The organism is Pseudomonas sp. SH10-3B (assembly GCF_019891415.1).
Lineage (GTDB): Bacteria > Pseudomonadota > Gammaproteobacteria > Pseudomonadales > Pseudomonadaceae > Aquipseudomonas.
In genome coordinates, this window is the sequence record NZ_JAFLXD010000020.1 from 98,767 (window position 1) to 111,145 (window position 12,379).

Below are 12,379 nucleotides of genomic sequence, written 5' to 3' on the forward strand. Positions count from 1 at the left end.
CATCCTTATGCGGCGCGGGGCGCGAGGCCCTGCATATCAATGGAAGGGGTCTGGTGGCCGATCAGTTCGGCCAGCAATTGGCCGCTGCCACACGCGAGGGTAAAACCGAGGGCGCCATGGCCCAGGTTCAACCACAGGTTGCGATAGACGCTGGCACCAATCAGCGGCACCCCAGTCGGGGTGGCGGGACGCATACCCGCCCACTCCACGGCATGGGCATAGTCACCGGCCATAGGAAATGTCTCGACTGCCTGACGTTTCATCAGCGCCAGGCGCTTGGGCTCAAGACTGGCGTCAAAGCCGACGATATCCACCATCGCCGCCACCCGCAGTTGTTCGCCAATACGCGCGTAGACAATCTTGCGGTCGTAGTCGGTGATGCTCACATTCGGCGCCTGGTGTTGCGCGCCAATCGGCACGCTGAGGCTATAACCCTTGAGTGGATACAGTGGCAGTGACACACCGGGCAATGCCAACTCGGCGCTGCGATGGCCGGCCGCGAGTACCAACTGCTCCACCGGCATCACCTCGTCACCCAGCTCGATGGCCTGCACGGCACCGTCGGCGTGACGGATACCGCTGACCTTGCGCCCCAGCAAAAAGCTGCAGCGCCCCGACGCCCTGAGCCGCGCGGCCAGCCGTTGGCAAAAGGCATGACAGTCCGCCACTTCCTCATTCGGCGTGTAGATACCCCCGACAAACCCTTCCGCCGCCTCTGCCAACGCCGGCTCCAGGCGCGCACAATCCAGCGCCGACAGCACCTGTTGTTGCAGGATGTCGGTGACCTTACTGCGCGCACGCTCAAAGGTGTCGGCAGTGCGAAAGGTCACCAGCTTGCCATTACGCCGCCAGTTGAACGCGTCCAGGCAATCGTAGACCCGCCATTGCTGCAAGGTGGTTTGGCTCAGGCTTGCCAGGCGCAGCAAGTGAGCGGCGTTGCGCGTGTTCACCGAGCCTCGGCAGGCGCTGATAAAGGCAGCCATCCAGCGCCATTGCTGGGGATCCAAACGCGGGCGCAGCTTCAGTGGCGAATCACCGCGCAGCAACCAGCCAATCGCCTGCAGCGGCACGCCCGCATCAGCCAGCGGAGCGACGTAGCGGTAAGACAACTGCCCGCCATTGGCGAAACTGGTTTCGCTGCCCAGGGTGTCGCGCGCATCGATCACCGTCACTTCATGGCCGGCACGCACCAGCGCATACGCGCTCGCCAGGCCGATAACCCCACCGCCAATGATGCAAACCTGCCCGGCCATTCCAACCTCCAGCCCTTGAATAAGTAGGCTCAAGCGTAGGCGCAGGTGACAGGCCACCGACAATGAATAAAGATGGGCCACCTATAAACAAAGGTTATGGACTTGCCATGCGCTTGCGTCATATCGAAATCTTCCAGGCCATTCGCCAGACCGGCTCCGTCAGCGCCGCTGCGCAGTTGCTGCATGTGTCGCAACCGGCGGTGACCAAGGTGTTGCAGCATGCCGAACTGCAACTGGGCTTTCCGCTGTTCCTGCGGGTGCGCGGCAAATTGCAGCCCACCCCGGAAGCCCTGGCGCTGGAAAGCGAGGTCGAGAAAGTCACCGAGAGCCTGCAAGGCGTGCGGCGCCTGGCCAAGAGCTTGCGCCGCGCCCCAGGGCAAAGCGTGCGGATTGGTGCGATCCCGGCATTGGCGCTGTCGCTGCTGCCACCGGCGATTCTGGAATGGACGCGCGACTACCCGGACATCGCCTGCGAGCTGTCCAGCGACCATAGCCGCGAGCTGGTGCACAAGCTGTTGATGCGCGAGATCGACCTGGCACTGACCCTCAACTTCTCCGGCCATCCAGGGTTGACCACACAGGTGCTGGCCAACGGTGTGCTGGTCGCATTGGCGTCGAAAAACTACTGGCCAGACGCGGAACTGCATCAGGCCCTGCCACTGGCAGACCTGGCGGGTGCGCCGTTGATTGGCCTGTCCAGCGCCGACCCGCTGGCGGCGAAACTCGACAGCTACCTGGAACATGTCGACCCACCGCCCCGCGTGACGATCTCGGTCCAGACCTATTCCCTGGCGCGAGCCATGGTGGAATCCGGCGCCGGCCTGACGGTGATCGATCCGTTCACGGCGTTGGGCGCCTCAACGGCCACCACCTGCATCCGTACCCTCACACCGCCGCTGCCGATCACACTGTACGCCCTGACCCGCGCCGATGAACCGCCGCCGCATATGCTGGCCAATCTGCTGGAGATCCTGGGCAAGCGCGCAGGCGAGTTATTGGCGCGCCTCTAAGGACAACGTCCCTCCCACATTCAAAGCACGTAATGCATGATCGCCACAAAGTGCAGCAGGCTCCCGCCGATCACAAATAAATGCCAGATCCCATGGGAATGCCGCAGGCGATCCTCCAGGGCAAAGAAGATGATGCCGACGGTGTACAGCACCCCGCCCGCCGCCAGCCAGGTAAATCCAGCCGTCCCCAGCGCGGCAATCAGCGGCTTGACCGCCACCAGCACGATCCAGCCCATCACCGCGTAGATCACGATGGACAGGATGCGCGCCTCGGAGCGCGGCTTGATCTCTTGCAGGATGCCGATCACCGCCAGCCCCCACACGATGCCGAACAACGTCCACCCCCACGGGCCTCTCAGCGTCACCAGGCAAAACGGCGTGTAGCTGCCGGCGATCAACAGGTAGATCGAAAAGTGATCGACCTTCTGCATGATCTCTTTTCGCCGTCCTTGGACGCTGTGGTACACGGTCGACGCGCTGTACAGCACCATCAGCGTAAAGCCATAAATCGCCACGCTGACGATCTTCCAGGGGCTGCCATCCAGGCTCGCCACCACCAACATCCACACGGCGCCAATACACGCCGCGACTGCACCGAGCAAATGGCTCCAGGCGTTGAATCGTTCCCCGTGATACATCTGTCACTGACCTCCTGTAGCCGCTGGAACTGGCTGGCAAGCGTCCAGCCTTGCGCATAAGAGTGCAAGTGTCTTGTGACGTTCCGAGGACGCCGCACGGTTTTGCGGGCACAATCGGACGCATTCGAACAAGAGCCCACGGCCATGCTGATCGACGAAGAATTCACCCTCAAAAAGCTGGAAATCTTCCTGGCATTCATGCGTACCGGCAACCTGGCCCGTGCCGCCGCCGAACTGCAAACCAGCAATGTCAGCGTGCACCGCGCCATCCACTCGCTGGAAAATGCCCTGCGCTGCCCGCTGTTCAAACACGAGGGCCGCAACCTCACCCCGCTGGAAAGCGCCTATGTCCTCGAAGAACGCGCGCAGAAACTGATCGCCGATGTGGTCGACAGCGTACGCCTGACCCGCGAAGCCGCCGGGTTCTCCGCCGAACGCTTCAAGCTCGGCTCGTTGTATTCGCTGACGGTCAAGACCGTGCCGCAACTGATCATGGGCCTGAAAATCAGGCGCAGTGAACTCAATATCGACCTGATCCTCGGCTCCAATTTCGACCTGCTGTACAAGCTCAAGAACATGGAAGTCGACGCCATCCTGATCTCCCTCGACGAACACGCCAACGACCCCGACTGCGAACAGATTGCGCTGTTCTCCGACGACATCTTCCTCGCCACCCCGGCCGACTCCCCCTTCGACCGCGACCAGCAAATCGACCTGGCCGACGTGCGCGATGCCACCTTCATCACCCTCACCCAAGGCTTCGCCACCCATCAGGATGGCAACCGTGTGTTCAAGCAGGCGGGGTTCGAACCCAAGGTGGCAATGCAGGTGAATGACATCTTCACACTGCTGAGCATGGTCAGTTCGGGGGTGGGTTATGCGTTGCTGCCGGGGCGGATTGCGGCGGTGTACGAGAACCGCGTGAAGCTGATACCGCTGCAACCCAGGTATCGGTTGCAGCAGCATATCGGGGTGGTGTTTCTGAAGGCCAAGGAGCGTGATCCGAATTTACTGGCGTTGCTGGCGGAGTGTCGGATGTACGCCAATCGGCAGGCCTGAGACCGCTATCGGAGGCAAGTCGAATCGTCGCACCGCCCCTCCCACACTTGACCGAGTTCCAACATGAGAATGCGGTCAAAATGTGGGAGGGGGCTTGCTCCCGATAGCGCCAGACCAGTCACCGCAACCGCCAAGGTCAGCCCACCAACCCACGCACAATAAAGTACAGCAGCGAAGGCCCCAGCAAACACCCAAGCCCGGTATGGAACGTCGCCGTCAACGCGCCATACGGCACCAAGCGCCGATCCGTCGCCGCCAGCCCTGCCGTCACGCCGCTCACGGTGCCGGCCAAGCCACCGAACACCATCGCTGAACGCGGGTTATCCAAGCCCATCCAACGCGCCGCCACCGGTGTGCCGACCATCACCAGGATCGCCTTGATCAACCCGGTCGCGATGGACAGCGCCATCACATCCGAGGTCGCGCCAATCGCCGCACCGGTCACCGGGCCGACGATGTAGGTCACGGCACCCGCGCCGATGGTGGTCATGCTGATCGCGTCGCGATAGCCAAACACCCAGGCCATGCTGGCGCCGACGATAAACGGCAGGATCGTGCCCAGCAGCAGCGCAATCACACCGATCATCCCGGCCTTGCGCGCTTCGGTGGCCTGCACCTCAAACGCCGTGGCAACGATGGCGAAGTCGCGCAGCATCGCACCGCCCATCAGGCCAATACCAGAGAACAGTGCCAGGTCGGCCAGGCCTTTTTGCCCGCCGGTAATGGTGCCGCCGACCCAGGCCAGGACCAGGCCGATGACGATGGCAATCGCCGAGCCGTGGATGCGCCCGAACGTCAGGCGCTTGGACAGCACCACGGAAATCCACATCACCACGCCAACAAACGCAAACGCAGTGATCAGGCCGTTATGTTCCAAACCTTTTTCGATGAGATCCCACATATCAGCGACCTCCCGCAGGCACGATCAACGGCTCTTCGGCGGGCAGAGGCTCGCCCTTGTGGGTACGGCTGATCAACGCAATGGTGCAACCGCAGACCACTACCGAACCAATCGCCGCCAGCACCGCGACCGGGCCGCCGTGCAAGGCGGTCACGACGTTTTGTTGCGCGGCCATCGCCACCACCACGGGGATATACATCGCGCCCCAAAAGCCCACGCCCATCTCGCATTCCTTGGTCATGCCGCCGCGTTTTTGCATCCACAGGCGGGCGCAGATCAGCAGGATCATGGCGATGCCCACCCCGCCCACGTTGGATTTGACGCCAAGCAACACGCCGAGCATGTCGCCCATGATCACGCCTGCAAGCGTGCAGATCGCCAGCAATGCCACACCGTAAATAATCATTGTTGTTGTCCTCGAAGTGCTCGATCGAAATTGTTGTTTTTGTGCTTCGACAGCCTTGGGTGGTGCTTTATCGGTGGCGGCGCTCCTCCTCTTCCAGCAGGGCCTGCAAGGTATCCAGGCGTGCACCTTCGCAGGCGATCACCGTGCCTTGTTCGAACACGCGGCGTGACAGGCCGGTGAGCACGGCGCCCGGGGGCAGTTCGATTTGCAGGCGCACACCGCGCTCGTAGGCGCTTTGTACGGTGCCGCGCCAGTCAACGACGCGGCACATGTTGAAGGCCAGGTCGTCGCGAAGGTGTTCAGGGTTGTGGATCGGCCGCGCGCGGGTGCTGCTCAGGTAGGTGATGCGTGGCGCCTTGAGCGGGACAAATGCCTGGGCCAGGGCCTCGGCCGGTTGCGCCAGCAGCGCGCAATGGGACGGCACACTGACGGCCAGGCGTTTGGCGATGCCGTTGCCCTTGATGCGCGTGGCAACACGCTTCATGGCCTCGTCGCTGCCGGCGATCACGCTTTGGTTGTCGGCGTTGATATTGGCCAGGTACACCGGGGTTTCGGGGCTGTGGATGTCGGCGAGGAGTGTTTCGACGGTGGATAACTCCACGCCGATGATCGCGGTCATGCCGTAGCCGTGGGGATAAGCGTTTTGCATCAGTTGGCCGCGCAGGCTCACCAGTTTTACCGCCTCGGCAAACGCCAGGGCACCGGCGATGACCGCAGCCGGGTAGGCGCCGATGGACAGGCCCGCGACGTAATCCGGGGTGCGATCCAACAGACGGGCGTGGGCCACGCCGGCGATCAACAGGCACAGCTGCACGGCACGGGTACTGGCCAGGGCTTGCGCGGAATCGAGCAGGCGCACGTCTTCGCCCAGGGCATCGCTGGCTTCTGCCAGCACAGGTTCGGGCAACGACTTCAGCATGCCTGGTCGCTGGGCGCCCTGCCCTGGAAACACCAGCAGGCTGCTCATGCCACGGCCTGCCAAGGGTCGAGCACAAGATGCGCGCCGCTGGTGGTTTTCAGCAGCACACGGCGTGAGCCGCTGGCCCATTCGCGCAAGGCGACGGCGCCAAACGGGGTTTGCAGTTGCAGGTCCACAGGGCACACCGTCGTGTCCAGGCTCGCCAGCAGGTCCTCGGCATCGGCGCGTTCAAGGCGCTTGGGCGTACGCAGGATCAAATCCAGATCACTCTGGGCATGCAGTGCTTCGATGCCGGTGGCCAATTCAAAGCCTGCGCTACCGCTGACGCCCCATGTCTCGTGCACCAGCACCGAACGCAATTGAGCAAGCGCGTGCAGCGCGGGTAAATCCCGTGACGAAACCACGTCGCACAGGGCTTCCGGTGCAACGCGCCGCTGCACTGCCGCCAGCGGCATCTGCGCGGCAAACCGCTGCTCACGCATACGCCCGCGTACGCCGACCGCCACATAACCCGGTTCGGCAATGGCGCGGCGCACCACCACCGGGTGGCCGGCGCCGAGCGCCTCCAGCACCCAGGCCGGGGCATCGGCGGGCACATGCGCCGGGGTCATGCCCCAGAGCAAGTCGTGGGCGTTCACCATTGTTCTCGCAGCAGTTGGCGAACGTGGCTTGAGGCTGCGCGATTAGTCGCGCCGAGGCGCCCGCTCAAGTCGGTGCTGCCGATATCCTTGAGCGCATGCACCAGACAATCGCTGACCCGCGCCACATCGTCCGCCGTGGGCTGTTCAATCTGGCTGACCGACAAGGTCTCCCAGAGCAGACCGAGGCTGGCATAACTGTCGATGTCATAGGCCATGGGCGGCACGCTGGCGGCCAGGGCTTCCAGCTCTTCGACGCTGCGCAGGGTCACCCGCGCGGCCGACGCCTTGCCCATGGCGTGCACCATCACACCGGGATCGCACAGGGCGATCAGGCGGTTGGCCTGGTAACCGTGGGCCAGGAACGCACCGGACATGGCCTTGCCCACCAGCAGCGCAATCACTGGGTGGCCGGCGAGGCGCGCGCGGGCATAGCTGTCGGCGGCAGCGGCCAGGGCCTGGTGAATGCCGAGGGCTTCTTCGCGGCGGCCGTAGGCTTGGCTGGGCACATCGACGATGGCGATGATGGGGCGCTTGTCGCCGCGGGCGATGGCCTCATCGACGGCCTTGGCCAGGCCCCAGCCTTCGAGCAGGCCGACTTCGCCATTGCGCGCCCGAGGGAAGCGGTTTTGCGCGTCGGTGACCACGGCGACAAAGCGCACCTGTTGCTCACCCAATACACCGTCGGCAACCCTCAGCGACGCGGGCAAACCTTCTACGGGTGGAGCGCCGGCGCTCAATGCGTTGAACCACTGCAAGCCTCTCATGAGCGTTCTCCTTGATACAGCTCGCGCACCGTCGCCGGGTCGATTTGCGGTACGGCGTCCAACTCGGCCAAGCGTGTGAGGTAATAATCAGCCTGGCGACTGCGTTGTCGTGCGGGCACGCCTTGCTGCAACAACGCGCTGACAGTCTGCTGGATCTGCGCCACATCGTCGGCCACGTAACGGTCGGCCAGGCCGCTGTTGAAACGCTGTTCGCCGCCCGTGAGGCTCCAGATAAAAGGACGGTCGCGGGAGTCGTACTCTTCCAACCCGGCTTCCTGTTCGATCACCTGCGGACCATTCAGGCCCAGGCGCGCTTCGCGGGTGACGACGAGGTAGCTGCACAGCCCGGCGGCGATGGACATGCCGCCGAAACAGCCAACGCTGCCCGCCACCACGCCGATCACCGGCTGGTACTGGCGCAGGTCGACAATCGCCGCGTGTATGTCGGCAATCGCGGCCAGGCCGAGGTTGGCTTCCTGCAAGCGCACGCCGCCGGTTTCCAGCAGCAGCACGGCGCGGGTCGGGATGCCCTTGCGGTTGTCTTCGGCGGCCAGTTCCAGGGCGCCGGCGATTTTCGCGCCGCCCACTTCACCGAGGCTGCCGCCCTGGAAGTTGCCTTCAATCGCTGCAATCACCACAGGCAAGTCGCCGATGCTGCCCTTGGCGATCACCACGCCGTCATCGGCCTGGGGCACCACACCTTGGCGGCTGAGCCAGGGCGACATCACCCGCTGGAACGGGTCGATCAGTTCGCGAAAGGTGCCCGCATCCAACAAGGCCTTGGCCCGCTGCCGCGCACCCAGTTCCACGAAGCTGTGTTTAGCGAGCAAGTCAGTCATGGCCGATCTCCTCGAAACCCTGCTCCAGGCGCAGGCGCACCACGCCGGGGGTGGCGCCGAAATCGTGAATATCAATGTTCAGGGCCGGTGGCGTCTGCTCTTGGAAGATGCGTTCGAACAGGTGCTGCCAGCGTTGTTCGGCGCCATTCACCGAGGTTTGTACCTGGATGGTCAACGTGCCGGCCGTGCCCGGCTCCAGCAGCACTTCCAGGTCGCCCGAACCGACGCAACCCACCAGCGCACGACCTTTTGGCGGCTGCCCGGCGGGGAATTCAAAGGATAAGGTTTCCATCACAACGCTCCGTCGAGGCGGTCGATAAACAGGCAGGCGGCCAACAGGTCGGCGGCGCCACCTGGGGAGGCATTCAGGGCCAGCAGTTGGTGGTCCAGCTCATGCAGTTGGCGGCGCCCGGCGAGGCTTGCGCTGCCGCCGGCGTCGAGCACGGCCTGGGCACCGCGCTGCATGGCATGCAGGCCTTCCAGGCCGGCGCGATAGAGCACGCAGGTGTCGGCCAGGTCGGTCATGATCGCGAGCAAGGCGTCCAGGCGTGCGTTCTGTTCACCGACGTTTTGCTGGCGGCTTTTGTGCAGTTGCGGCAGGCCGCGTTGCAGCACCGACGGGAAGCCCAGTTGCGCTTCTTCACGGGCACCGCGCGCGCCATAGCGCTGGGCGACCTGGGCACCGTGGCTCTGGGTTTGCGGCGCGTAGCGGTCGTTGAGCAGGGCGAGTCTGGCGGCATTCAGCGCTATGGCGCGGGGTTCCAGCGCGGCCGCTGCGGTCAGCAGGCCGAGGGCCCAGATCGCACCGCGATGAGTGTTGACGCCGTGGGTGGTGGCGAGCATCGCTTGTTCACCTTCGCGCCCGATACGGCCGAGGGCTTCGCGCAGGGGCAAGCCGACTTCACCGAATTCAAGCGCGGCCTCCGCCATTTCCTTGAACATCGGCCACAGCGACAGCGCCGACGCGTGCATCAGCCCCAGGTGCAAATCACTGTGAGCGCCGTTGCCGCGACGGTCCACCAGGGCAGGCTTGGGCGACAGGTCGGCTTCATCGATCAGCGCATCGACGGCCATATCCGCCAGGCGATCCGCGAGGCTGAGTTCGTGCAGTTTAAGGGCGCGCATTTACCAGCTCCTGAATTTGGCGGGCGGGTTGTACAGGCCACCGGACCACTCCACCAGGTCGGCCACGCTCTTGGCGGCCAACAACTCGCGGGTGGCGTCGGTGCGACGGATGCCCAAGTCTTCGGGCAAGGCGATCAGGCCTTCGCGGCGCATGCGCGCGGTGTCCTTGGGGTTATGGCGCATGCCGATGGCGGTCACCCCGGCGACAGCGGCGATCATCGCCTGGCGCTCTTCCAGGGACCGCGCCTTGTACAGGTAGGCGATGCCTTCTTCGGTGAGCAGGTGGGTGACGTCGTCGCCGTAGATCATGATCGGCGCCAGGGGCATGCCGCTTTTGCGCGCCACTTCCACGGCGTCGAGGGTGTCGACGAAGGTGGGCTTGCCGCCTTCCTGGAAGGTCTCGACCATCTGCACCACGAGCTTTTTGCCGCGTTCCAGCAGCGCGACCGGCGCATCGTCGTGACGCATATCCAACCAAGCCGGCGTGCCATGGCGGCGACCGCGCGGGTCGTGGCCCATGTTCGGCGCCCCGCCAAAGCCGGCAAGGCGACCACGGGTCACGGTGCTGGAATGGCCGTCGCCGTCGACTTGCAGGGTGGCGCCGATAAACAGGTCCACCGCGTATTGGCCGGCCAGCTGGCAGAACATCCGGTTGGAGCGCATCGAACCGTCGCGGCCGGTGAAGAACACATCCGGGCGCGCGGCGATGTAGTTCTCCATGCCCAGTTCGGTGCCGAAGCAATGCACGCTTTCCACCCAACCGCTTTCGATGGCGGGGATCAGCGTGGGGTGCGGGTTGAGGGTCCAGTTGCGGCAGATCTTGCCCTTCAGGCCCAGGGATTCACCGTAGGTGGGCAAGATCAACTCGATGGCGGCGGTGTTGAAACCGATGCCGTGGTTGAGCGACTGCACATTGTGTTTTTCGTAGATGCCACGGATCGCCATCATCGCCATCAACACATGCACCGGCTTGATATGGCGCGGGTCACGGGTGAACAGCGGCTCGATGTAGAACGGCTTGTCGGCCACCACCACGAAATCCACCCAACTGGCGGGAATGTCAACGCGGGGCAAGTCGGTGACGTCATCCACCAACTGGTTGACCTGCACGATCACGATGCCATCGCTGAACGCGGCGGGCTCGATCAGTGCCGGGGTGTCTTCGGTGCTGGCGCCGGTGTAGATATTGCCGGCACGGTCGGCCATGAAACCGGCGGACAGTACGACGTTGGGGATCAGGTCCACCACCAGCCGTGCATAGAGTTCGATGTAGGTGTGGATCGCACCGATTTCCAGCAGGCCGTCTTCGAGCAGTTGGCTGATGCGCAGGGATTGGGTGCCGGCGAAGGAAAAGTCGAGTTTGCGCGCGATGCCTTTTTCAAACAGGTCCAGGTGCTCGGACCGCCCGACGCTGGGCATGATCATGTGCAAATCGTGAAGCTTGGCCGGGTCGGCCTTGGCCAGGGAGCGCGAGAGGAAATCGGCCTGCTTCTGGTTGTTGCCTTCCAGTACGACGCGGTCGCCGGGGAGGATCAGGGCCTCAAGCGCCTCGACGATCCTGTCGCTGGGCAACACGGCCCCGTCTGCGTATTTTTTGACCAGCCCCAGCCGCCGCTGCTTCTCGTCGCGCCGCCGCGTCCAGCGCGAGTCGGGGGTAGTTATTGTTGTCATGGTCGCTCCACGGGTTTGCTGTCGTGGGCTGTACCTTAGGAGTGATTCGGGGGGCCATCAATCAAGCTTAGCGGCGGATCGTTACGGCTGGAGTAATGGATCATCAGCAAACACTGACCCGAGCCAAAAGATGATCTAAGTGTGGGAGGGGGCAAGCCCCAATGCCAGTCAGTTAAGGCTTTTTGTAGGAGCGAGCTTGCTCGCGAAAAACTCACAGGCGCCGCGTTCATTCAGGAAGCACGCGTTATCGTTGACGTTTTTCGCGAGCTCGCTCCTACAGGAGGCGATTACGCTTAACTGACTGGCATTAGGGTTTGCCCCGATGGCGGTGGGTCAGCTAAGTGATGTATCAACTGACACTCAGCCATCGGGAGCAAGCCCCCTCCCACATTTTGCTCTGCGGTATCTGTGAGATTTCGGTCCCAAAAAGGGACTGATCAAGTTTTAAGCCGCTGGGGAGGGGGAAATCTGTTCCAGTGCCTGATCCACCAACAACTGCCCCAACTCGGCCATTTGCTGGATCCCGAGCATGATGGCGCGCTGGGAAGTGTCCAGGTCGAAGGCCAGGTTGCAGGTGAGTGCGTTGAGGGAGGACAGGGTTTCGCTGGCGTTGACCAGCAGGGTTTCGGTGTTTTGGTGGGGGTTTACGGTGAAGAGGCTTGCGGGCGGATTGGGGGTAGGTTTGACCATGATTTACAACTCCGATATGTGATGGAGACTGCCCTCTTCCGCTTGCACGCGAATTAAGGTGGCAGCTGTGCGCAGGTGTGCAAGACCGGGCATATCGGACCCCGGCAGACCCCGAAGGATCTCCCACGCACAGCCGCCATAACAAATACAGCAGGCATAAAAAACGCCCGTTGAATGGCTATGGGCGTTGGTGCGCCGACATGTAACCGGACTTGCACGTCCGTGTCACCGTTTTTTGCGATGACGGGACGAAGACTAGGCGCGCGGGCTGCATGCGACAAGTTCATGCACGGCCCAAAATCTTGCAGGAAAAATCCGAAGGCTTGTCACACCTCTCAAGCGAAAAGCGCTTCCTGTGGCGAGCGGGCTTGCCCCGCGTTGGGGGGCGCAGCAGCCCCAAAAACTGCCAACTCGGTTTACCTGAAGCAACGCATTTATCTTGCTGGGGCTGCTGCGCAGCCCA

15 protein-coding genes are annotated in these 12,379 nt (G+C 63.3%); 2 read left to right on the top strand and 13 right to left on the bottom strand.

All coding sequences use genetic code 11. The annotated features are described in order from the left end of the window. Positions 1-5 precede the first annotated feature (5 nt). The gene (locus J1G35_RS16660) at positions 6-1,253 is read right to left on the bottom strand and encodes a D-amino acid dehydrogenase (RefSeq protein ID WP_053128040.1); all 1,248 of its coding nucleotides are present in this window, start codon (positions 1,251-1,253) and stop codon (positions 6-8) included. Between the two features lie 107 nt (positions 1,254-1,360). Between J1G35_RS16660 and J1G35_RS16665 the strand changes: the two genes are divergently transcribed. Continuing rightward, positions 1,361-2,263, top strand: a complete 903-nt coding sequence (locus J1G35_RS16665) for a LysR substrate-binding domain-containing protein (RefSeq protein WP_223015478.1) — start codon at positions 1,361-1,363, stop codon at positions 2,261-2,263. 20 nt (positions 2,264-2,283) lie between these two features. On the opposite strand, the gene J1G35_RS16670 is transcribed toward J1G35_RS16665, so the two are convergent. Beyond that, complete coding sequence (locus J1G35_RS16670) at positions 2,284-2,901, bottom strand: hemolysin III family protein (RefSeq protein ID WP_032884097.1); 618 nt, start codon at positions 2,899-2,901, stop codon at positions 2,284-2,286. Positions 2,902-3,045: 144 nt separating this feature from the next. On the opposite strand from J1G35_RS16670, the gene J1G35_RS16675 reads away from it, so the two are divergent. Then, positions 3,046-3,960 carry a LysR substrate-binding domain-containing protein gene (locus J1G35_RS16675; protein ID WP_053128036.1) on the top strand — a complete coding sequence of 305 codons (915 nt, stop codon included), beginning with the start codon at positions 3,046-3,048 and terminating at the stop codon, positions 3,958-3,960. 136 nt (positions 3,961-4,096) lie between these two features. Here J1G35_RS16675 and madM read toward each other — a convergent pair whose 3' ends face one another. From madM to J1G35_RS16730, 11 genes are all read right to left on the bottom strand, one after another. Then, positions 4,097-4,861 (bottom strand): malonate transporter subunit MadM, encoded by a 765-nt coding sequence (gene madM, locus J1G35_RS16680; protein WP_058426582.1) that lies wholly within the window; start codon positions 4,859-4,861, stop codon positions 4,097-4,099. A gap of 1 nt (position 4,862) precedes the next feature. Further along, a complete protein-coding gene (gene madL / locus J1G35_RS16685) occupies positions 4,863-5,267 on the bottom strand; it encodes a malonate transporter subunit MadL (protein ID WP_027606068.1) in 405 nt (134 codons plus the stop codon). A gap of 67 nt (positions 5,268-5,334) precedes the next feature. Next, positions 5,335-6,234 (bottom strand): malonate decarboxylase subunit epsilon, encoded by a 900-nt coding sequence (gene mdcH / locus J1G35_RS16690; protein ID WP_223015479.1) that lies wholly within the window; start codon positions 6,232-6,234, stop codon positions 5,335-5,337. Further along, complete coding sequence (locus J1G35_RS16695) at positions 6,231-6,827, bottom strand: malonate decarboxylase holo-ACP synthase (RefSeq protein ID WP_223015480.1); 597 nt, start codon at positions 6,825-6,827, stop codon at positions 6,231-6,233. Before J1G35_RS16695 ends, mdcH begins: the two co-directional genes overlap by 4 nt. Beyond that, on the bottom strand, positions 6,821-7,591 hold the full coding sequence (gene mdcE, locus J1G35_RS16700) for a biotin-independent malonate decarboxylase subunit gamma (protein ID WP_223015481.1): 771 nt from the start codon (positions 7,589-7,591) through the stop codon (positions 6,821-6,823). The genes J1G35_RS16695 and mdcE overlap by 7 nt, the downstream gene beginning before the upstream one ends. Next, on the bottom strand, positions 7,588-8,430 hold the full coding sequence (locus J1G35_RS16705) for a biotin-independent malonate decarboxylase subunit beta (RefSeq protein WP_223015482.1): 843 nt from the start codon (positions 8,428-8,430) through the stop codon (positions 7,588-7,590). Before J1G35_RS16705 ends, mdcE begins: the two co-directional genes overlap by 4 nt. Further along, positions 8,423-8,722 carry a malonate decarboxylase subunit delta gene (locus J1G35_RS16710; RefSeq protein ID WP_032884109.1) on the bottom strand — a complete coding sequence of 100 codons (300 nt, stop codon included), beginning with the start codon at positions 8,720-8,722 and terminating at the stop codon, positions 8,423-8,425. Before J1G35_RS16710 ends, J1G35_RS16705 begins: the two co-directional genes overlap by 8 nt. Continuing rightward, a complete protein-coding gene (locus J1G35_RS16715) occupies positions 8,722-9,555 on the bottom strand; it encodes a triphosphoribosyl-dephospho-CoA synthase (protein WP_223015483.1) in 834 nt (277 codons plus the stop codon). Before J1G35_RS16715 ends, J1G35_RS16710 begins: the two co-directional genes overlap by 1 nt. After that, complete coding sequence (mdcA, locus tag J1G35_RS16720; protein WP_053128025.1) at positions 9,556-11,226, bottom strand: malonate decarboxylase subunit alpha; 1,671 nt, start codon at positions 11,224-11,226, stop codon at positions 9,556-9,558. It lies immediately after the preceding gene. A gap of 444 nt (positions 11,227-11,670) precedes the next feature. After that, complete coding sequence (locus tag J1G35_RS16725; RefSeq protein ID WP_223015484.1) at positions 11,671-11,916, bottom strand: DUF6124 family protein; 246 nt, start codon at positions 11,914-11,916, stop codon at positions 11,671-11,673. Between the two features lie 283 nt (positions 11,917-12,199). Then, positions 12,200-12,379, bottom strand: a 180-nt coding sequence (locus tag J1G35_RS16730; protein ID WP_223015485.1) for a hypothetical protein, incomplete at its 5' end; no start/stop codon positions are given.